The organism is Mesorhizobium sp. M8A.F.Ca.ET.161.01.1.1, from assembly GCF_004792105.1.
In the GTDB taxonomy this organism is placed as follows: Bacteria; Pseudomonadota; Alphaproteobacteria; order Rhizobiales; family Rhizobiaceae; genus Mesorhizobium.
The window spans coordinates 216876-236734 of sequence record NZ_SRTD01000009.1 but is presented as its reverse complement, the minus strand read 5'-3'; the positions used below and the strand labels follow the sequence as shown (position 1 = coordinate 236734).

Here is a 19859-nt window from a genome sequence, read left to right as displayed (position 1 = left end):
ATGATCGATTTGCCCGATACGGCGAGCCCCCTTTACGAGAAGGTGAAGGACTACATCCTGACCAACATCGGAACGGGCAAATGGGGCAAGGACCGCAAGCTGCCGTCCGAGAACGAGCTGGTGGTTTCGCTGGGTGTGTCACGGATGACGGTTCACCGGGCCTTGCGGGAACTGACCGCCGCGGGATTCCTGATCCGGCTGCAAGGCGTCGGAACATTCATCGCGCCACCCCGGCCGCAATCGACTCTGATCGAGATCAACAACATCGCCGCCGAGATCGTCGAGCGCGGCAACAGGCATCGCTCCGAAGTCCTGGTCCTCGAAACCATCGTGCCGACGAAGGAACTCGCGCTGTCGTTCGAGTTTGCGAAGCGCACCTCGATCTATCACTCCGTCGTCGTCAATTTCGAGAACGACCTGCCGGTGCAACTGGAAGAGCGCTTTGTCAATCCGGGCCTGATCCCCGACTATGACAAGCAGGATTTCACCAGGACGGCGACCTATGACTACCTGATGCAGAAGACCCCGGTCACCGAGGTCGAGCATATCATCTCCGCCGTCCCGGCCGACAGGGAGTCGGCGCAGCATCTGGGCATCGATGTCGGCAGTTGCTGCCTTCTCCTGCATCGCCGGACATGGACTGGGGCGGTCGTGGCCACGATCAGCAAGCTGACCTATGCCGGCAGCCGCTACTCGCTAGGCAGCCGCTACTCGCCTTCCAGGGCAAGCTGACTTCGACGAACCAATGCAAGCCGAGGCTTCGTTCAAATGTATATACATGTATCGATAAGAGTGCTTCGGCTGGTGGACGCACGGGCTTGCGGAGTCTGGGGATGACGGCGACACCGAGCCGCACGGCCCGGATACGGGCTCTCGCGCAGCATGATGTGGCCGAAGCGCAACGCGCGCTGACTGCGTTGCTGGCCGACTTGTTCGGGATGAACCCCGGCAACGTCCGCATCAATGTCGACAAATACAGCCTCAACTCCCTGAATGGCTTCTTTGACAGTGACGGCCAACCGTATTTCTTCAAATTCCATCAGGAAGAACGGGAAGAGGCGATGGCCGGCGAGTATTACCGGGCCGAAATCCTGTCGCGCGCCGGCTTGCCGGTCGACCAGCCCGTGCATATGTCCGCCCAGCCCGGCGAGCAGATCCTTGTCTATAGCCGCCGCGTGGATCCTCGATTTTCGGATGTGCTGTTCGCGCTGGACACCAAGGACGATGCCGGCAGGCGGCGCGAGGCGGTTCTTGCCGAGCGTGACCTGTCCGCCAGGCTGCTCGATGTCTATCTCGAAACGCTGCATCCGGTGACCGTCGCGCAGGTGTCGGCCGAGCCGATCCACCGGCTGTTTCATGAGCGGCTGATCGACGCCGATACGCGTTTGTCGCCAGGTGGCCGCCTGGCCGATTTCTACGTCGGCAAGTCGTTTGTCTTTCCCGGCGCGGAACTGGATTGGGATCGGTTTTCCCGGCTGAAATTCGTCATCAACGGGCAGCGCTACATCAGCAGCATCGGCGAGCTCTTCGCCGCCGCCGCGGAGCGCCTGCGGCCGGACCGGCTTGCCGATGCCGGCGGCGTGGTCGCGCATGGCGACGCCCACAATGCCAATGTCTGGTACGTGGAGACGGCGGGACGGGCGGAACTGTCCTTCTTCGATCCGGCCTTTGCCGGCTCGCACATCCCGACGCTGCTGGCCGAGGTGAAGGCGACGTTCCACAACATCTTCGCCCATCCCTTCTGGCTCTACGATCCGGCCATGGCGACCCAGGCTTTTCAAGCGCGGGCGCGGCTGGATGGCGACTTTCTGTATGTCGACACGGACTGGGATTTGAGCCCGATCCGCCGCGACCTTCTGGAGGTGAAGGCGATGGAGCTGTGGCGGCCCTTGCTGCTGGAACTCAAGCGTCGCGGCATGCTGCCGGCGGATTGGCGAACGGTGCTGCGCTCTGGGCTGTTCCTGTCGCCGACCCTGGTGATGAACCTGCGGGCCGGCGCGCGCAGCCACACGCCGGTCTCGTCTCTCATCGGGTTTTCGGTAGCGGTCATGGTCGGCAGCGAGCCCGATGGCGGAACCGACCGGATGACCGGTTTTCTCGATCGGATCGATCCTGAAAAGCATGAGTAGTCAGGCAGGGGACGCGCCGGATCAACGCAAAATTTGAGTCACTTCAACTTGTATATGCATGTATGTATTTTAGCCTTGACATCCGCTTCCGCTGACGCTGAAATGTGCCAGCACTTCAACCACGAAGTGGCGGGCAAGACGCCGAGGCACAGTGCCGCAAGAGCAGAACCCGCAGTCTCACCAGACCGGATGCCTGGGTAAAAAAGCGGTCTGATCACCAAGGGGAACGAAAGATGACGCTTAACCTAGCAGGACAATTTCGCGCGTTGGTGATGGCCGTTGCCGTCGGGCTCACCGCCGCCCCGACAGCCCATGCCGCCGATGCGGCCATTCCCACGACGCCCGAGGCCGGATCGTTCAAGATCGGCATCGAGCCCTGGCTTGGCTATGGCCAGTGGCACGTTGCCGACGCCAAGGGCCTGTTCAAGACGAACGGTCTGTCGGATGTCCAGATCGTCAATTTCGCCGAGGACAAGGATATCAACGCCGCACTGGCCAGCGGCCAGCTCGACGCCGCCAACATCGCCACCCACACGGCGATGGGCATGGTTGCGGCCGGCCTTCCGGTGAAGATCGTGCTGCTGCTCGATGTCTCCATGACGGCAGACGCCATCGTCGCCGGCAAGGACGTCACCTCCATCGCCGATCTCAAGGGCAAGCAAGTCGCCTTCGAGGAAGGCACGACGAGCGACATCCTACTCAAATACGCGCTCGCCAAGAACGGCATGTCGATCGACGATGTGAAGGCCGTTCCGATGCCGGCGTCCGATGCCGGCGGCGCGCTGATCGCGGGTCAGGTGCCGGTCGCGGTCACCTATGAACCCTATCTCACCGTCGCCATGGCGCAGAACAAGGACGTCAAGCTGTTGTTCACCGCCGGCGAGGATCCCGGCCTGATCAGCGACGTGCTGGTGGTGCGCGACGAAGTGATCAAGTCGCGGCCCGGCCAGGTGCTGGCCATGATCAAGAGCTGGGACGCCGCGCTCAAGGACTACAATGCCGATACATCAGGCGGTCGCGCCATCATCGCCAAGGCGGTCGGTTCCGACGTCAAGGACCTCAACACCGCCTTTGACGGCGTGCGCTACTATTCCCTGGCCGAAAACAAGACGGCGCTCACCGGCGATTTTACCACCAAGACATTCGCCGATGTCGAAGCGGCGGCGAAGAACGCCAAGCTGCTTCAGGCCGATGTGACGCCGGAGCAGATGATCGACCCGTCCTTCGTCAAGGCGGCGGAATGACGAAGGCCGGATCGCGGTGGTAACGCAGATGTCGGGAGAACCCACCGCGAAAACCGATCTGGCCCGTTCCGCAGCGAAGCCAGTCACGAAGAAGGCCACGCGTCGCCGATCCTCCGGGATCGGCGTGCCGATCGCCCGGTCACGTTTCCTGGCGATAGCGGTGGCCGTCTTTGTCGGCCTCGGCCTCGCCTGGTGGGCGGCGACCGGGCTGGAATGGGTAAAACCCATCTTCCTGCCGTCGCCGGGCAGCGTCGCGACCCAGATCGCCAAGCTCGCGGCCGACGGCACCTTGTGGCTGGACCTCCGGGCCTCCATGTACCGCATTTCCATCGGCTTTCTTCTCGCCTCGGCACTGTCCATCCCGATCGGCGTGCTGATCGGCAGTTTCCGCTCCTGGGAGGCTGCGATCGAGCCGCTGGTGGATTTCATCCGCTATATGCCGGTTGTCGCTTTCGTACCGCTCTCCATCCTGTGGGCCGGCACCGGCGATACCCAGAAATTCCTGATCATCTTCATCGGCACCTTCTTCCAGCAGGTGCTGATGATCATGGACAATGTGAAACGGGTCCCCGCCGACTTCATCGGCCTCGGGCGCACGCTCGGCCTGCCGGACCGCAAGATCCTGACGCGCATCGTCGTGCCCAGCGCCTTGCCGGGCATCTGGGACACGCTGCGCATCAGCCTCGGCTGGGCATGGACATGGCTGGTTCTGGCCGAACTCGTCGCGGCGACATCCGGTCTGGGCTATCGCATCACCGTATCGCAGCGCTATTTCCAGACCAACACCATCATCGGCTACATCCTGCTCCTGGGCGTGCTTGGCCTCATCACCGACCAGGTCATGAAGGCATTGGAGAAGGTGCTGTTCCGGCAGGATGGCCACTCGCAATGAGGAACCGCCGATGACTGTTCCCAAATTGCGCATTGCGGGTCTCGACAAGAGCTTCGGCGCCGGCGAGCGGCGCACGGAAGTGCTGCGGGACATCAATCTTGACCTTGCCGACAACGAGTTCGTCTCCCTCGTCGGCACGTCGGGCTGCGGCAAGAGCACGTTGCTGTCGATCGTCGCCGGACTGCAGGATTTTGACGCCGGCGATCTCAGCATCGACGGCGCGCCGATTCTGCAACCGGGTCTCGACCGTGGTGTCGTCTTCCAGTCCTACACGCTGCTTCCCTGGCTGACGGCGCGGCAGAACATCGAGTTTGCCCTCAAGGCCGCCGGCTATGATCGCTCCGCCTGCCGCGAGATCGCGCTCGAGCATCTCGACCTCGTCAAGCTGTCGCAAAGCGCCGATCGCTTCCCGTCCGAACTGTCGGGCGGCATGAAGCAGCGCGTCGCCATCGCGCGCGCGCTCTCCTATCGCCCCAAAATGCTGCTGATGGACGAACCCTTCGGCGCGCTCGATGCCTTGACGCGGCACCAGATGCAGGAACTCCTGACCCAGATCTGGGAAGAGCACAGGCTCACCGTGCTATTCGTCACGCATGACGTCGAGGAGGCCGTCTATCTGTCGGACCGCATCGTCGTCATGGGGATCGGCCCGGGACGCATCATGCAGACCTTCAACGTCGACATCGAGCGCCCGCGCCGCGAAGAGGTGATGGAAACGCCCGCCTTCATGGATTTGCAGCGCGGCGTGCACAAGGCGATCCGCGAGGCGTCAAGACGTCCCGAAATGGCGTAAACCTTCGTTGGTCTCACCGGCGGTCAGGAATTACGGGCCGTGGGGACTGCATATCTCGAGCGTCCATGCGATGGTTCCGCAAAAGTCGCCGGCATACCCACGGTAACTGCCGTAGCCATTGTAATAGCTGTCCATCCAGTTGCTGTTGTCGGTCGAATTCTCGCCGGTCCAACTGCTACCGACCCAACCATAATGGTGTCTGTGTCCGCGGTTCGCGGCGTGCGTGTTGCCATTATGGGCGGTGGTGACGCGGACATAGTGGCGCCTGACAACGGTGGCATCGGCGCCTGTGGCAAACGGGACAACGCTCGTCGCCAACGTCAACACGATGGAACAGAGGAATACACTTGGCTTTTTCATAAGCATGTCTCCTTTTCATTCGAGACATATGGAAAAGAACGCGCGCCTCGCTGCACATGTTCCTTCACGAAATCGGGCTTCACGGTCCCGGGACGGCGTGCAGTCAGCGGCCACATCAGGGGATCTCGCAAATAAGGTCTTCTCGGCAAGGATATGGAGCAATCCGTCCGGTTCGCGCCATGCCAGCACCGGCTCACGTCGCCTTGCCGGCCGCCGCATCCATTCCCATCTCTTCGTCGGAAATGTCGTCGAAGGAAGCGTAGTTCATGTTGTAGAGGCGGGCGTAGAGACCTTTCGTCTTCATGAGCTGCTCATGGTTGCCGCTTTCGACGATCTCGCCATTCTGCAGGACGATGATGCGGTCTGCGCCGCGGATGGTGGCCAGGCGATGCGCGATGACCAGCCCGGTACGCCCTTCGAGCAGTTTGATCAGCGCCTTCTGGATCAGCATCTCGGTGTAGGAATCGATGCTGGCGGTGGCCTCGTCGAGCACAAGGATTTTGGCATCGGCCACCAGCGCGCGCGCAAAACTGATCAGCTGGCGCTGGCCGAGCGAGAGATTGCCGCCGCGCTGCTCGAGTTCGGTGTCGTAGCCGTCGGGCAGGTCTTCGATGAAGTCGTGCGCGCCGACGGCAACTGCTGCGCGCACCACTTCTTCGCGGCTGGCGCCGGTCCTGTGATAGCGGATGTTCTCCAGCACCGTGCCGGAGAACAGGAACGGCTCCTGCAGCACCATGGCCACCTGGTCGCCCAACGAATCCTGCGTCAGGTCGCGCACGTCATGGCCGCCGACCAGGACCTCGCCCGACCAGACATCGTAGAAGCGGTGCACCAGCGCCATCGAGCTCGACTTGCCCGATCCGGTCGGGCCGACAAGCGCGACTGTCTCGCCTGGATTGACGCGGAAGGAGATGTTCTTCAACACCGGCTGATTTTGACGGTAGCCGAAGGTGACGTTCCTGAACTCGACCGAACCATCCATGTCGCGCGACAGCGCGATGGCGCCGTCCTTGTCGCTGACGTCGACGGGCACGTCGAGCACTTCGGAGATGCGCTGGCCCGAAGCCATGGCCCGCTGCATGACGCTGTACTGCATGGTGAGCGAGCGGATCGGATCGAAGAAGCGCTGGATGTAGAACAGGAACGCCACCATCACGCCGATATCGAGGCTGTGCGACAGCACCATCGACCCGCCGACGACGATGACGGTCGCCATGGCGATGCCGGTCAACGTGTCGACGATCGGCACCATCACCTGTGCATATTTCGCCGACCGCAGATGGGCGTTGAGATTGGCCAGAACCTTTTCGTCGTAAAGGTCGAAATTGACATGCTGGCGCTCCAGGCTCTGCACCGTACGCACGCCGTGGATGCCTTCGGCAAGCGCGCCGTTGGCGATCGAGTTGGTTTCGTGCGCGGCCATGAAGGCGACCTTGGCCCGCGGCAGCCAGAACAGGCGCACGATGAACAGCATCGGCATGGTCGACAGCGTCAGCAGGCCAAGCCGGAAATCGAGCCAGAGCAGGACGGTGACGATGCCGAAAAGAAGCACGATATCGCCTACCGACATGACGGATGTTTCGAGGAACTCCTGCATCGAATTGACGTCGCCCTGCAGGCGCGACATCAGCCTGCCGACCTCGGTCTTGTCCATGAAGCTCAGCGAGACACGCTGCAGGTGGCTGAACATGGCGCGGCGCAGGTCGGACAGCACGTTCTCCGCCACCTTGCCGACGACGCTTTCCTGCACATGGCTGGCGGCATAGTTGATGAGGATGATCACGGTGAAGGCGGCGATCGCGGATATCATCACCGAGCGGTCGAGCCTGCCTGGCGCCATGCCGTGATCGATGGCGTAGCGGATGACCAGCGGGATCGCCAGCTGTGTCAGCGTGAACACCAGCACGGCGGCGACCGAGATGAAAATCCGGCCCTGATACGGTCTGACGAAGCTCCAGATGCGCCTGACGATGCGCGGGTCGTAGGCCTTGCCGAAGACCTCTTCCTCATCGCGGTGCGAGCCGACGACCGCCTTGGTCGGGCGTCCGCTTGTGTCTTCCTTCTCGTCGTCGTCCTGCGTCGACATCAGGCGGCTCCCTCGAGCCGATCGTCGTCCGGCCGTAGCTGCAGGTCGTAAAGCGCGCGGTAGCGTCCGCCGAGCGCCAGCAATTCCTCATGCGTGCCGCGTTCCACGATCCGCCCGCCCTCGACGAACAGGATCTGGTCGGCATGCATCAGCGAACTCAGCCGATGCGAGATGATCAGCGTCACGCGATCCCGGGCGAAGCGCTTCATCGCCGCTCGTATACGCTGCTCGGTGCCGGCGTCGACGGCGGCCGTGGAATCGTCGAAGACCAGCACCGATGGCCGCAACATCAGGCTGCGCGCTATGGTCAGGCGCTGCCGCTGGCCGCCGGAAAGCGACGCGCCACGTTCGCCGACGACCGTGGTGTAGCCGGCTGGAAGGCCGATGATATAGTTGTGCAGCTGGGCATACTCGGCGGCCTGGCCGATGCGGGTCTCGCGCGCCCAGGGATTGCCATAGGCGATGTTGTTCTCGATCGAGGTGGTGAACAGGAACGCGTCCTGCTGGACGACGCCGACCGCCTTGCGCAGCGACTGCAGCGTGACCTTGCGGATGTCCTGTCCGTCTATGGTGATCGCGCCCGACGTCACGTCGTAGAAGCGCGGGATCAGATGCGCGATGGTCGACTTGCCGCTGCCCGGCGGGCCGACGATACCGACGGTCTCGCCCGGCCTGGCTTCGAACGAAACGCCCGAAAGCGTCGGACGCTCGCCCGCGCCCTCATAGCGGAAACCGACATTGTCGAAGCGCAGCACGCCCTCGGTGATGACGAGCTCCCTGGCGTCGGGCGCGTCCTTGATGTCGAGTTCGGCATCGAGCAGTTCGAACAGCCGCGTGCCACAGGTCGAGGCGCGCGCGAAGGAGTTGACCATCAGGCCGAGCTGGCGCACCGGCATCTGCAATATGGTCATGAAGGTGAGAAACTGGGCCAGTGTGCCGACGCTGATCTGCCCCGCGATCACCTTCTGGCCGCCGAACCAGAGAACCAGGCCCATGGCGGCCAGGAAGGAAAAGTTCATGGCGCTGGTGTTCGAGACGCGGATGTCGACGCGCTCATTGGCGAGTTCCAGCGCATCCTGCTTGGCGCGGTCGAATTTTGCCAGCTCATGCCGCTGCGCCGCGAAGGCGCGCACGACACGGATGCCGCCGAGATTCTCATCCATCACCCGGCTCAGCACGGACAGCCGCTCCTGCAGCGTCAGCCAGGTGCTGCGCAGTCGGAGTTGCGTCACCGAAGAGCGCCAGGCGACGAACGGCACGAAGCTGAGGCTCAACAACCCGAGCACGAGATCGGTGCTGATCAACAGATAGGCGCCGACGCCGATCAGCACGCCGAGCAGCACCACGCGCAGGATGCCGGTGGAAAAGAACATGCGCACGCCGTCGAGGTCGAGCAGTCCGAGTGTGATGAGATCGCCGGTATGGACCTTGTCGTGGAAGGAAAAGCTGAGCCGCTGGATCTTCTCGTAGAAGGCGAGCCGCAGCTCATAGCCGGTCTGATGGCCGACGGCCTCGCCATAGTAGTTCTGCGCCATGGTGAAGAGGCCGCGCAGGATGCTGACGGCCAGCAGTGTCAGGGCCGTATTCCAGAGCGCCTGCTCGGCCGCGGTGCCGGCCCCCGCGGCCATCACGCCTTGCGCCTGATCGATGGCGCGCCCAAGGAGGCGCGGAATGAAGAGCTGCAGCGTCGCAGCGATAAAGGTCGAGACGAGGGTGATGGCAACCTGCCAGGGATGGCGCAGCGTCATGCGCACGATGCGCAGCAAGGTGCTGAGGCCCTTGCCCCAGGAGGCTTCCGCCACATGGGCAAATGATTTGCCGCGCCTGGCCGCGCTGGTTGCATCCGTGTGCAAGGAAAATACCCAGACCGATCCGGACATTAGCCCGAACGAATGTAGCAGACTCAATCAGATAGCTGGATTTTACGCGCGTCCGGCTTGCCCGTACAAGGGGCCAATGGCGACATCGCACTGTACCTGAAAGGGGTACCGCGTGCCTTCTCGGCCATGGCCATCAGGGCCTGATCGGCGGCGCGGTCACCGGCAAGATCGTGTCGCAACTCGCTGCTGGTCTGCCGCCGGTGATCGATCTCACGCCGTTCCGGGCGGATAGGGTCGGAGTGTTCAGCGCCTGCTCTACCAGCAGGCCTTCCGTCCTGCATGAGGGGAACGACGTGACCGCGACCACAGACACACACGCCGTTGAGTCGATCGATCCGCAACGCGCCTACGCCGTCCTGGTCTGCGATCTGATCGGCCTGCGCTTCGACGCTGACGGAAAACCGGACCCTTCGGAGGTGCGGGCCCATATCGAAGCCAAGGGCGGCCGCTTTCATGCGGCCGGACTTGGCGACAAGGCCGCTCTCGAACGCGGGCGCGTTCATTTCTTCTATCAGCCGGATCTCAGCACTCGCGAAGAGCTGATCGAAGCCGCCGGCGACGGACGCTATGATGCCGTCATAGCCGCCGCGACCTTCCTGCCCGCCGAAACCGTCTTTCCGCTGGCCGGCGTGCGGATCGGCGCCGGCACCGGCAATATGGGCTCGCGCTCCTGGGGTGGCGGCAGTGGCGAGGGCGGCACCGCGGTGCTGATGAACACGCCGGGCATCAACAGCCGCGCCACGGCGCAGATGGTGATGAAGGCGATCCTGAAAGTGCTGCCGGATCTCCCAGTCGACACGCTTCACGGCCGTGTGGCGCGTGGTGCTTTCGACACCGGCAGGGACCTGCGCGATTTCCCCACCGAAAAGCTCGAAGGCAAGACCATCACGATCATCGGCTACGGCAATATCGGCCGCGAGGTGGCCAAGCTTGCCCGCGCCTTCGGCATGCGCGTGGTGATCCACGCGCGGCCACGGCACCGCGACTGGATAGAAGCCGAGGGCTTTGCCTTTGCCGCGGACCTTGTAGAGGCGGCCGGAGGCGCCGATGTGCTCAGCGTTCACGTTGGCCTGGGCAAGCAGGATGCGCAGACCGGGCGCTACGCCAATGCCGGGCTCATTGGCGCGGACGTCTTGTCCCGCATGAACAAGGGCGCGGTGCTGGTCAACTACGATCGCGGCGAGCTTGTCGATGTCGGGGCTCTTGATGAAGCTCTGAATACAGGCCGGCTACGCCACGCCGCCATCGATGCCGACCTGTTCAGGGATGCCTCGACCGGCCGCCTGTCCGGGCCGATGCTGCCTTATCTCGGCCTCGCCGAGAAGCATGGCGCCAGGCTTGAGCTCCTGCCGCACGCTGCCGCCGATACGGACCACCCGTCGCGCGTCGCAGGCGCCAAGCAGGCTGTCGACCAGATATTCGACGTCATCTGCCGCAAATCGGTAACGAATGCGAAAGGCACAATGCCGCAAGGCTACCTTTCCCTTGGCGCCACCACGCCTCCAGGCATTGGACCTGTGACGGCGGACCACCTTTTGAAACTGACCTCCAGCGACTGCGCCGAATTGGCGGATCTCTGCGATCGGCAAGGCCGTCTGTGGAAGGCTCTCTCCGATACCCCGCCTGCCGAGCGAGGCGCGATTGTCGTCGAACAGGGCGACGAGCTTGTCCGGTTGATCGACCGCTTCTGCCTTCTGGCCGATAACCTCAATCTCAGGGGACCTTTTCAGAAATAGTCCGGAGTTCTCAGTCCCGGGGACCGGCCACCATACGGGCGACCCGCGTCATGTCGGCGCTCATCTCACGATCGTCGTCGAGCGGGCTGACGAGCGCACGCACCGCAGCAAAGGTGCGCTGGGGTCCTTCGCCCATGCTGTCGACGACGCCGCGCAACTCCACGCCCGTGGCCGCGAAGATCAGTTCCATCGCAACGAGATAGCGCAGGCGTTCGACAATCTCGGCGGTCTTGGCCACCACGCGCGGCGCCATCGACGACTGGTCCTCGATCCCATCCGAAACGGCCAGCGGGCTGAGTGACATCGGATTGGCCAGATGCCGAATCTCGGCTTCCAGCGCGGCCAGCGGCTTCTGCAGTTCCGCGTAGCCCTGGCGGCTGCCGCCCCTGGCCGACAGGAAGCGCGGCAGCTCGGCAATTGTCGGCGACATCAGCTTCATGCAGCGGTTGGCGGTGCCCACCGCGCAATGCGCGAGCGCCTGGCCGAGCTGTTCCCAGGCCAGCGTCATGGCAGTGAGGTCGAAATTGCCGTTCGAGACGACGCGTTCGTCTTCGGGCAGGATCACCGGGTTGTCGCCGGAATGGGTGAGTTCGATCTCCGTCGCGAGCTTCGCCTGTTCGAACGCGTTGAGCAGGCCGCCCCAGACTTGCGGCACACAGCGATAGCTGAGCGGATCCTGAAGCCGCCGCGCCGCTCTGTCCTTCCACAGGCCGCTTCCGGCGAGTTCCGCGCGCAGCCGTGCGCCGATCTCGCGCTGGCCGAAGGCCGGCCGCGCGGCCAGGGCATCCTCGTCGATCGCGGTCAGCGAAGAACGGAACGCCTCATAGTTGAGCGCCACCGCGGCCAGCGCCCAATCGATGAGATGGGCGACATCCTCGAGACACAGGCATGCCGTGCCGGTCGACAGGCTGTTGGCGACGATGATGGCGTGGCCGTCCTTCTCGCGCAGGTCAAGCGGTTCGAGCCCGGCCAGCGCCAGCGCCTCGCCCGACGGCATGATCCTGCCTTGGAACTCCGTCTCGCCGTCGCCGCGCAGCGCTCGCGCCATGTGGCCAAGATGGGCAAGGTCCGCCGCGCCGATCGATCCCCAGGTGGGGATCACCGGATGGACGCCGGCGTTGAGCGCCGCCACAAGGCCCATCACCACGCGTTCGGAAGTGCCGGTGCCGCCGGCGGCCATGCCTGAGATGCGCGCGGTCATCAGCGCGCGCACCGCCTCGGTCGGAAGGGCAGGGCCGATGCCCATGCTGTGGCTGAGGGGCACGCTGTGCTGGAAGGCGATGAGATCGGCCTGCGCGAGCGGCGTGTCGACACAGGCGCCGAGGCCTGTCGTGACGCCGTACATCGGCTTGCCGAGCCCGGTGAGGTGCTCGATCAGCGCGCGGCTCGCCCGGATGCGCCGCATCGCCTCCTCGCCCAGCATCAGCCGCGCGTTGCGCCGCGAGATCTCGGCGACGTCGGCCGCGCCAAGCGGCTTGGCGTCGAGCAGTATCATTCGGGCTGTCATGTCTCGCCTGTATCCTTTGACCAGAGGCCCGGACCAGCGGCGCGGCGGGCGTCGCCATTTGTGGCGGCATGCCGGCTGGACTGCAAGCCATTCCCATTATGGCAGCGATGAGAAGGCAGGCGCAGGGACCAGGATTTTGCGATTACGCCGATCGCTCCGCGACAGCGTCCGGCACCACCACCAGCTTGCCGACAAAATCCTTTGCGACGAAATCGGCCTGCGCGTGGTGGAAATCGGAGAGCTTGTAGACGCCACCGACCAACGGTCTGATCTTGCCTTCCTCGATGTAGCGAACGATGCGACGGAAATCGGCACGCGTGCCCTGGCTCGAACCATGCAGCTGCAGCTGTTTCAGATACATGGTGCGCAGGTCGAGCTGCACCACAGGTCCGGCGATCGCGCCGGCGGTGGTGTAGCGGCCCTCGGGCCTCAAGATACGCAGCAGGTCGTTGAAGATCGCGCCGCCGACCAGGTCGGCCACGACGTCGATCGGCTGGCCGCCGGTCACCTCGGCCACGGCTTGCGGCAGGTCGGCGACGCCGCGGGTGATGACAGCCTCGGCACCGATGCCGAGCACGGCCTGTTCCTTGCCCTTGCCGACGACGGCATAGGGAATGGCGCCGCGTGCGCGGGCCAGTTGCACGATGCCGGAGCCGACGCCGCCGGAGGCGCCGGTGACCAGCACACGCTCGCCGGCTCTCAGGCCGGCGCGTTCCAGCATCTGTTCGCCGGTGAGGTAGGCGCAGCAGAAAGTGGCGAGTTCGACATCGCTCAGCGTTGTGTCGACGACATGCGCATTCTCGGCCGGCACGGCCTGATACTCGGCGTAACCGCCATCGCGGCCGTGGCCCATATAGTCGATATCGGCGAGTGAATCGTCGTCGCGGTTGTAGATGGAGAAATCGACCATCACCCGTTCGCCGATACGGTCCGGTGATACACCTTCGCCGACGGCGGCGATGGTGCCGACAGTGTCGGTGCCCTGGATGCGCGGGAAGGTCAGCGTATTGCCCTGCCTTCGCCAGGTCGACACCGCGCCCGCATCCTCCTCGGTACCATAGGCGCCCTGGCGCACCCAGACATCGGTGTTGTTCATCCCGCAAGCGCTGACCCTTATGAGCACTTCACCTGAAGCGGGGGCAGGCACTTTGACATCGGTGCGGTAGACGAGTTTTTCAGGTCCGCCATGCCCGGTGAGCAGCACGGCGGCCATGGTGGCGGGGAGGGTTTTGGTCATGGCATTCATGGGTCGGTCTCAGAGATTGGCGAATACGCTGTTCACGGCATCGGCGGTCTTGGCCACCACGATGTCGGCCTCCTCACGGGTCAGGCACAGCGGCGGCGCGAAGCCGAGAATGTCGCCCTGCGGCATGGCGCGGCCGATGACGCCGCTGGCGGCAAGGGCCGTTGCGACCTGCGGTCCGATCTTGAGCGAAGGATCGAAGAAGACACGGTCGTCGCGATCCCTGACGAATTCCACCGCCGCGAGCATGCCGTCGCCGCGCACCTCGCCGACGTGTTTGTGACCGCCGACGGCCTTGGCCAGTTCGGCACGGAAATAAGCGCCGGTCTCGCCGGCATTCCGCACCAGGTCCATCTCATCGATCAGTTCGAGATTGGCGAGGCCGGCTGCGACGCAGATCGGATGCGCCGAATAGGTCCAGCCATGGCCAAGCGAACCGAGCTTGTCCGAACCCTGCACCAGGACCTGCCACATCTTGTCGGCGACGATGACGCCCGACAGCGGCGCATAGGCCGAGGTCAGGCCCTTGGCGATGGTGATCAGGTCGGGCTTGATGCCGTAGTGGTCGGAGCCGAACATCGTGCCCAGCCGGCCGAAGCCCGTCACCACCTCGTCGGCGACCAGCAGCACATCGTATTTCTTCAGCACGGCCTGGATCTTTTCCCAGTAACCGGCCGGCGGCGGCACGATGCCGCCGGTACCCAGGATCGGCTCGCCGATGAAGGCTGCAACCGTGTCGGGACCTTCGGCGAGGATCATCTCCTCCAGCTTGTCGGCGCAATGCTGCGAGAACTGCTCCTCGCTCATCGAGCGGTCGGAGCGGCGGAAATAGTAAGGCGCCTCGGTATGCAGGATCGGCGCCCGCGGCAGGTCGAAGGCGTTGTGGAAGAGGTCCAGCCCCGTCAGCGAGCCCGTCATCACCCCCGAGCCGTGATAGCCGCGCCAGCGCGAGATGATCTTCTTCTTCTCCGGCCGGCCCAGCACATTGTTATAGTACCAGATCAGCTTGATGTTGGTTTCGTTGGCATCCGAACCGGAGAGGCCGAAATAGACCCTCGACATGCCCTTCGGCGCGCGGTCGATGATCATCTTTGCCAATGTGATCGAGGCCTCGGTGCCGTGCCCGACATAGGCGTGGTAATAGGCGAGGTTCTTCGCCTGCGTGGCGATGGCATCAGCGATCTTCTGGCGGCCATAGCCGACATTGACGCAATAGAGGCCGGCGAAGGCATCGATGCTCTTCCTGCCGTTGTTGTCCCAGACGGTGACGCCTTCGCCGCCGGCCATGATCCTTGTCGGCGATTCACCGCGAGCGTGCGTGCCCATATGGGTCGACGGATGGAAGAAATGGTCGCGATCCCAGGCGTTGAGTTCGTTGGACTGGTCGAGCATCTTTTTTAACTCCTTGAAGGACAGACCGGGCGCGGCTTAAGCCACATCCAGGCATAGATATTTGAGATCGGTGAAGGCCTCCAAGCCGTGGCGCGAGCCTTCGCGGCCGATGCCGGACTGCTTGACGCCGCCGAAGGGGATCGGCGCGCCGGTGATCTTCACACGGTTGATGGCGACCATGCCATAGTCGAGCGCGCGACCCATGCGCTGCTGACGCGCGCCATTCTCGGTCACGACATAGGCGACGAGGCCATATTCGGTGGCATTGGCACGGGCGATCACCTCGTCCTCGTCGTCGAAGGAAGTGACGGCGGCGACCGGACCAAAGGTCTCCTCGCGCATGATCAGCGCTTGGTCGGGCACATCGGCCAGCAGCGTCGGCTGGTAGAACAGCGGCCCGGCCTGATGGCGCTTGCCGCCGGCAAGGCAGCGGGCGCCGTGGGCGAGGGCATCCGCGACCTGCTCCTCGACCTTCTGGACGGCACGTTCATGCATCAGCGGCCCGATGTCGGTTTCCTCGGCAAGGCCGCTGCCGGTCCGCAGCGCGTCAATGCGCTTGGCGAATGCGGTGCAGAAGCGGTCGTAAAGCGGACGCTGGACATAGATTCGGTTGGCGGCGAGGCAATCCTGGCCTGATGTGGCGAATTTGGCGTCGACAGCAATGGTCACCGCCTTGTCGATATCGGCATCGGCAAAGACGATCAGCGGCGCGTGGCCGCCGAGTTCCATGACCAGCCGCTTCATCGTCGGCGCACTTTGCGCGGCGATCAGCCGGCCGATCTCGGTCGAGCCCGTAAAACTCATGGCCCGCACGCGCGGATCTTCGCACATGCGTCCAACGATCGTCGCGGCCTTGCCTGTGACGATGTTGAAGACGCCGGCCGGCAACCCGGCGCGCTCGCCGAGTTCGGCCAGCGCCAGCGCCGAAAGTGGCGTCTCCGAGGAGGGATGCGCGACGATGGTGCAGCCGGCGGCAAGCGCCGCCGCCGCCTTGCGGGTCAACATGGCCGACGGAAAATTCCACGGCGTGACCACGCCAACGACACCGAGCGGTTCGCGCCGCACCATCATTTCCGCGTTCGGCAGATGGCCGGTGACGCTCTCGGCGTTGAGGCGCTTCGCTTCCTCGGCATACCATTCGATGAAGGAGGCGGCGTAGTCGATTTCGCCGAGCGACTCTTTGAGCGGCTTGCCCTGCTCAAGCGTCATCAGCAGAGCCAGATCAGCCTTGGCGGCGATGATCAGCTCGAACCATTTTCGCAGGATTTTCGAGCGCTCCTGCGGCAACAGCGTCCGCCAGGCCGGAAAGGCGCGCGCCGCGGCGTCGATGGCCTTTGTCGTCTGTCGGCTGTCGAGTGCTGCGACGAAGGCGACGGTGGTGCCGGTCGCCGGATCGGTGACCTCGAAACTCTCGGCCGCATCGCTCGCCGTCCAATGGCCGTCGACGTAAGCGAGTTCGCGCAGCAGCCGGCGGTCGGCGAGCCGGTCGAGCGCTTCGTGGCGATGCGAGCGGGCGAAATGCGCGGACATGGTCGAAGCCTCCCGGTTCGGTCTGATGCGGGAAGACTATCCTTCACCGGCAGACAGAGAGGCTGTTTGGGCGCCTGATCAGAGAGAGAATCTCTCTATTGCGCCGTGAGGGCAGCCCGTTTCTCCGGCGCTATGCCGATGCCGGCAACAGGTCCGCAATGGGCAGCGCGATATCATCCTTCACCGTCTTGATGACGATGTAGGTGAAGTAGCGGTCGATGCCGATCTCGCGATCGAGCAAGCCGTCGACCAGCCGCTGATAGGCGTCGATGTCGCGCGCCATCACCTTCAGCACATAGTCAACGCCGCCACCCACCGACCAGCAGGCGACGATCTCGGGGATATCGCGGATGACGCGCTCGAAGCGGTCGAAATCGGCCTGACGGTGGCTGGCCAGCGTCACCTCCATCAGCACTGTGGCGACAGGCGCCACGACGCGCATGGCGATGCGGGCGTGATAGCCCGAGACGATGCCGGCTTTTTCCAGCTTGCGCAGCCGCATCCAGCATGGCGTCGGCGACAGCCCGACCTGCTCGGCCAGCGCCAGCTTGGTGATGCGTCCGTCACGCTGGATGGCGTCGAGGATTTTGAGATCGATCGGGTCGAGTTTCGCAGCAGTCATCAGCGCCCACTTTTTCGTCCATCCTACCATGAGGGCGCATTATTTCGATTGTCAATTGCACTGATTTCGATCTCTAATAAGTCATGACATTGTGGCAACCCGATCCCGCGCTTATCCGCCGGCCAGCCTATCAATCATTGGCCGACCAGTTCGCGCGCGCCATCCATGACGGACGCCTGGCCAATGGCGCGAGGCTGCCGACGCATCGCCGGCTGGCGGACGATCTCAAGCTCTCGGTGCAGACGGTCAGCCGGGCCTATGAGGAATTGATCCGCCGCGGCCTGATTTCGGGCGAGATCGGGCGCGGCAGCTTCGTCCAGACACAGCGCCGCGAGCCGGACCCGCCCTATCTGCCCGAGCGCCTCGGTGAGGTCATCGACCTCTCGATCCTGAAACCGGTCTGCGAGCCGATGCACCTGGAGCGGATGAAGCAGGCGCTGGGCTGGCTTGCCGAAAACCTGCCGTCGAGTTCGGCACTGTCGTTCCGGCCAAACATGGTGTTCCCGCGCCACCGCGCCGTGGCGGTCGAATGGCTGAAACTGTGCGGCCTCGAAGCCTCCGCGCAGAACATCAGCCTGACCAATGGCGCCACCGCCGGCATGACGGTGGCGCTGATGAGCGTCGCGCCACCGGGCTCCACCGTTGCCACCGAGGCGATAGGCCATCACACGCTGGTGCCGCTCGCCCGCTATCTCGGTTTCAACCTCGAAGGCCTGCCGATCGACGAAAACGGCCTGATTCCGGAAGCGCTGGACGAGGCCTGCCGGCTGTCCGATATCCGCGCCGTATTCGTGCAGCCTTCGGTGATCAATCCCACGGCAACGCTCATGGATGGGGCGCGCCGTGAGCAGATCGCGGCGGTGGCGCGCAAGCATGACATCGCCATCATCGAGAACGATGTGCTCGGTCCCCTGGTCGAGGATCGACCGCCGCCGGTCGCTGCTTTCGCGCCGGAGCGGACGCTCTACGTCACCTCCTTCACCAAGATCACCGTGCCCGGCCTGCGCATAGGTTATCTCGCCGCGCCCGACCGTTACGTTGCGGCCGTCGCCAACCGGCATCTCGTCTCGAACTGGATGGCGACACCAATGGTGGCCGAGATCGCCACCAAATGGGTAACCGACGGCACCGCGATGGAGCTGGTGCGCTGGCAGCGCGCGGCGTTGCGTCGCCGGCAGGATATCGCTGGCGAGGTACTGGCCGGCGTCGACTACCGTGCCCGTCGCGACGGATTGCATATCTGGCTGCAACTGCCGGCCGACCGTTCCGAGGAGAGCTTTGTCGCCCAGGCTCGGTTGCAAGGCGTGGCCATAGCCCCGGGCACCTCGTTCCGCATATCGGATGCGCCCTGGCATCCGGCAGTGCGCATCTCGCTGGGTTCGACCACCGAGGGGGAACTGCGCGCCGGTCTCGGCGTTGTCACCAAGCTCTTGCTTGGCGATCCGGAGCATCTGCTGCTCGCAATCTGAACGCGCCACCCACTATCGCCAGGTGGTTCTGGGGCAACGGCATGCCCAAAAAGCCAGCTGCGATTGACCGGAAAATGTGCGCAATCAGAATAATTGTCATGATATTATTTTACCAATTGACATGATTTGGCGTGTTCCCCATCGTTAAGGGCACAGGCTTCTCCAGCACGGGGAAATTCATTTGTCCGCAACCGCGCCCATCATCAAGGTCGACGCCATCTCGAAGAGCTTCGGCGCCTTCAAGGTGCTGGACGGCTTGTCCATGCAGGTCATGCCGCGCGAGAAGCTGGCGCTGATCGGCCCCTCTGGCTCGGGCAAGACCACGATCCTGCGCATCCTGATGACGCTGGAGCGCATCGACGGCGGCCACATCCAGATCGACGGCGAGCAGCTCTACCACATGGAGCGCAACGGCCAGCTGCTGCCGGCCGACGAGCGGCATCTGGCAAAAATGCGCCAGAAGACCGGCATGGTCTTCCAGCTGTTCAACCTGTTTCCGCACAAGAGCGTCATCGACAATGTGACGCTGGCCCCGATGCTGACCAAGGGCACACCGCGCGCCGCCGCCGAAAAACGCGCGATGGAACTGCTCGACATGGTCGGCATGGCCGACAAGGCCAAGGCGATGCCGGCCCAATTGTCCGGCGGCCAGAAACAGCGCGTGGCGATCGCCCGCGCGCTCGCTTTGCAGCCGAAGATCATGCTGTTCGACGAGGTGACATCGGCGCTCGACCCGGAACTGGTCGAGGAAGTGCTTAACGTCTTGTGGCGGCTCTGCGCCGAGACCGACATGACCATGCTGCTGGTCACGCACGAGATGGGTTTCGCCCACGACTTCGCCGACCGGGTGCTGTTCTTCGATCGCGGCCGAATAGTCGAGGAAGGCAAGCCCGACGAGATTTTCCGCAATCCCAAGCAGGAACGCACGCAAGGGTTCCTGAAGAAGATCATCGCGGCCGGACACCGTGTCTGACCG

Annotated in this window: 16 protein-coding genes; 8 read left to right on the top strand and 8 right to left on the bottom strand. The window is 63.9% G+C overall.

Annotation, left to right across the window (positions count from 1 at the left end):
- From hutC to EN804_RS22230, 5 genes are all read left to right on the top strand, one after another.
- Window positions 1-732 carry a histidine utilization repressor gene (gene hutC / locus EN804_RS22250; RefSeq protein WP_127870491.1) on the top strand — a complete coding sequence of 244 codons (732 nt, stop codon included), beginning with the start codon at window positions 1-3 and terminating at the stop codon, window positions 730-732.
- Window positions 733-833: 101 nt separating this feature from the next.
- Entirely contained in the window at window positions 834-2129 is a 1296-nt protein-coding gene (locus EN804_RS22245) for a hypothetical protein (RefSeq protein ID WP_189524547.1), read from the top strand.
- Window positions 2130-2362: 233 nt separating this feature from the next.
- Complete coding sequence (locus tag EN804_RS22240; RefSeq protein ID WP_127276159.1) at window positions 2363-3373, top strand: ABC transporter substrate-binding protein; 1011 nt, start codon at window positions 2363-2365, stop codon at window positions 3371-3373.
- Window positions 3374-3401: 28 nt separating this feature from the next.
- Window positions 3402-4265, top strand: a complete 864-nt coding sequence (locus EN804_RS22235; protein ID WP_127276161.1) for an ABC transporter permease — start codon at window positions 3402-3404, stop codon at window positions 4263-4265.
- 10 nt (window positions 4266-4275) lie between these two features.
- Window positions 4276-5058: an ABC transporter ATP-binding protein gene (locus EN804_RS22230; protein WP_127276163.1), complete on the top strand. Its 783-nt coding sequence runs from the start codon at window positions 4276-4278 to the stop codon at window positions 5056-5058.
- Window positions 5059-5088: 30 nt separating this feature from the next.
- On the opposite strand, the gene EN804_RS22225 is transcribed toward EN804_RS22230, so the two are convergent.
- The 3 genes from EN804_RS22225 to EN804_RS22215 form a co-directional block, all read right to left on the bottom strand.
- Complete coding sequence (locus EN804_RS22225) at window positions 5089-5418, bottom strand: hypothetical protein (RefSeq protein ID WP_127276165.1); 330 nt, start codon at window positions 5416-5418, stop codon at window positions 5089-5091.
- A gap of 193 nt (window positions 5419-5611) precedes the next feature.
- Window positions 5612-7504 carry an ABC transporter ATP-binding protein gene (locus EN804_RS22220; RefSeq protein ID WP_135921390.1) on the bottom strand — a complete coding sequence of 631 codons (1893 nt, stop codon included), beginning with the start codon at window positions 7502-7504 and terminating at the stop codon, window positions 5612-5614.
- Complete coding sequence (locus EN804_RS22215; RefSeq protein WP_135921389.1) at window positions 7504-9357, bottom strand: ABC transporter ATP-binding protein; 1854 nt, start codon at window positions 9355-9357, stop codon at window positions 7504-7506. Before EN804_RS22215 ends, EN804_RS22220 begins: the two co-directional genes overlap by 1 nt.
- A gap of 320 nt (window positions 9358-9677) precedes the next feature.
- Here EN804_RS22215 and EN804_RS22210 point away from each other — a divergent pair, with 320 nt between their 5' ends.
- A complete protein-coding gene (locus EN804_RS22210; protein ID WP_135921388.1) occupies window positions 9678-11120 on the top strand; it encodes a 2-hydroxyacid dehydrogenase in 1443 nt (480 codons plus the stop codon).
- A gap of 10 nt (window positions 11121-11130) precedes the next feature.
- Here EN804_RS22210 and hutH read toward each other — a convergent pair whose 3' ends face one another.
- From hutH to EN804_RS22185, 5 genes are all read right to left on the bottom strand, one after another.
- On the bottom strand, window positions 11131-12627 hold the full coding sequence (hutH, locus tag EN804_RS22205) for a histidine ammonia-lyase (RefSeq protein ID WP_135921387.1): 1497 nt from the start codon (window positions 12625-12627) through the stop codon (window positions 11131-11133).
- Window positions 12628-12769: 142 nt separating this feature from the next.
- Window positions 12770-13873 carry an alcohol dehydrogenase family protein gene (locus EN804_RS22200; RefSeq protein ID WP_135921386.1) on the bottom strand — a complete coding sequence of 368 codons (1104 nt, stop codon included), beginning with the start codon at window positions 13871-13873 and terminating at the stop codon, window positions 12770-12772.
- Between the two features lie 9 nt (window positions 13874-13882).
- Window positions 13883-15262: an aspartate aminotransferase family protein gene (locus EN804_RS22195; RefSeq protein ID WP_135921385.1), complete on the bottom strand. Its 1380-nt coding sequence runs from the start codon at window positions 15260-15262 to the stop codon at window positions 13883-13885.
- 36 nt (window positions 15263-15298) lie between these two features.
- Complete coding sequence (locus EN804_RS22190) at window positions 15299-16792, bottom strand: NAD-dependent succinate-semialdehyde dehydrogenase (protein ID WP_135921384.1); 1494 nt, start codon at window positions 16790-16792, stop codon at window positions 15299-15301.
- 130 nt (window positions 16793-16922) lie between these two features.
- Entirely contained in the window at window positions 16923-17414 is a 492-nt protein-coding gene (locus EN804_RS22185; RefSeq protein ID WP_127870501.1) for an Lrp/AsnC family transcriptional regulator, read from the bottom strand.
- An 83-nt stretch (window positions 17415-17497) separates the two neighbouring features.
- On the opposite strand from EN804_RS22185, the gene EN804_RS22180 reads away from it, so the two are divergent.
- On the top strand, window positions 17498-18883 hold the full coding sequence (locus tag EN804_RS22180; RefSeq protein WP_127870502.1) for a PLP-dependent aminotransferase family protein: 1386 nt from the start codon (window positions 17498-17500) through the stop codon (window positions 18881-18883).
- 181 nt (window positions 18884-19064) lie between these two features.
- Entirely contained in the window at window positions 19065-19856 is a 792-nt protein-coding gene (gene ehuA / locus EN804_RS22175) for an ectoine/hydroxyectoine ABC transporter ATP-binding protein EhuA (protein WP_127279510.1), read from the top strand.
- Window positions 19857-19859 lie beyond the last annotated feature (3 nt).

Bases quoted from the DNA above. Each gene is read 5' to 3' on its own strand.
- EN804_RS22230 (WP_127276163.1), top strand. From the start codon at position 4,276: ATGACTGTTCCCAAATTGCGCATTGCGGGTCTCGACAAGAGCTTCGGC.
- hutH (WP_135921387.1), bottom strand. From the start codon at position 12,627: ATGACAGCCCGAATGATACTGCTCGACGCCAAGCCGCTTGGCGCGGCC.
- EN804_RS22190 (WP_135921384.1), bottom strand. From the start codon at position 16,792: ATGTCCGCGCATTTCGCCCGCTCGCATCGCCACGAAGCGCTCGACCGG.
- EN804_RS22200 (WP_135921386.1), bottom strand. From the start codon at position 13,873: ATGAATGCCATGACCAAAACCCTCCCCGCCACCATGGCCGCCGTGCTG.
- hutC (WP_127870491.1), top strand. From the start codon at position 1: ATGATCGATTTGCCCGATACGGCGAGCCCCCTTTACGAGAAGGTGAAG.
- EN804_RS22180 (WP_127870502.1), top strand. From the start codon at position 17,498: ATGACATTGTGGCAACCCGATCCCGCGCTTATCCGCCGGCCAGCCTAT.
- EN804_RS22225 (WP_127276165.1), bottom strand. From the start codon at position 5,418: ATGAAAAAGCCAAGTGTATTCCTCTGTTCCATCGTGTTGACGTTGGCG.
- EN804_RS22240 (WP_127276159.1), top strand. From the start codon at position 2,363: ATGACGCTTAACCTAGCAGGACAATTTCGCGCGTTGGTGATGGCCGTT.
- EN804_RS22220 (WP_135921390.1), bottom strand. From the start codon at position 7,504: ATGTCGACGCAGGACGACGACGAGAAGGAAGACACAAGCGGACGCCCG.
- EN804_RS22185 (WP_127870501.1), bottom strand. From the start codon at position 17,414: ATGACTGCTGCGAAACTCGACCCGATCGATCTCAAAATCCTCGACGCC.
- EN804_RS22195 (WP_135921385.1), bottom strand. From the start codon at position 15,262: ATGCTCGACCAGTCCAACGAACTCAACGCCTGGGATCGCGACCATTTC.
- EN804_RS22235 (WP_127276161.1), top strand. From the start codon at position 3,402: ATGTCGGGAGAACCCACCGCGAAAACCGATCTGGCCCGTTCCGCAGCG.
- EN804_RS22245 (WP_189524547.1), top strand. From the start codon at position 834: ATGACGGCGACACCGAGCCGCACGGCCCGGATACGGGCTCTCGCGCAG.